Source organism: Protofrankia sp. Cr1 (assembly GCF_963555865.1).
GTDB lineage: Bacteria > Actinomycetota > Actinomycetes > Frankiales > Frankiaceae > Protofrankia.
Window position 1 is genome coordinate 4,317 of sequence record NZ_CAUVXO010000365.1, and the last position, 566, is coordinate 4,882.

A 566-nucleotide genomic window follows, 5' to 3' on the forward strand; every position below is an offset into this window, starting at 1 on the left:
GGTGCCGACGTGATCGTCTGCCGGTCGGGCTACACCGGCGAGCACGGCTTCGAGATCGTGTCCGACTGGGCGGACACGCCCGCGCTGTGGGATGCGCTGACGGCGGCGGGCACCCCGCTCGGGATGCTGCCCTGTGGCCTCGGCGCCCGCGACACCCTGCGCACCGAGATGGGTTACCCGCTGCACGGTCAGGACCTGTCGATGTCGATCACCCCGGTACAGGCGCGGACGGGTTGGGCGGTGGGCTGGGGCAAGCCGCGCTTCTGGGGCCGGGACGTGCTGCTGGCGGAACGGGCCGCCGGCCCGGCGCGGCAGCTGTGGGGGCTGCGCGCGACCGACCGCGGCATCCCGCGGCCGCACATGACGGTGTACGGCTCGCAGGCAGTGCCCGTCGGCGAGGTCACCAGTGGGACGTTCTCGCCGACCCTGCGAACCGGCGTCGGCCTGGCCCTGCTCGACCGTCGGGTCGGTGCGGGCGACACCGTCGGGGTGGATGTGCGTGGACGGCGCTCGACGATGACGGTTGTGCGGCCGCCGTTCGTCGACGCGTCCCCGAAGTAGGCCTG

The 566-nt window shown here is 73.9% G+C and carries 1 protein-coding gene; it reads left to right on the forward strand.

Annotated features, from left to right (window positions below):
* A partial coding sequence (locus U9980_RS21410; protein ID WP_322769561.1) for a glycine cleavage T C-terminal barrel domain-containing protein occupies nucleotides 1–561 on the forward strand: 561 nt, incomplete at its 5' end.
* Nucleotides 562–566 lie beyond the last annotated feature (5 nt).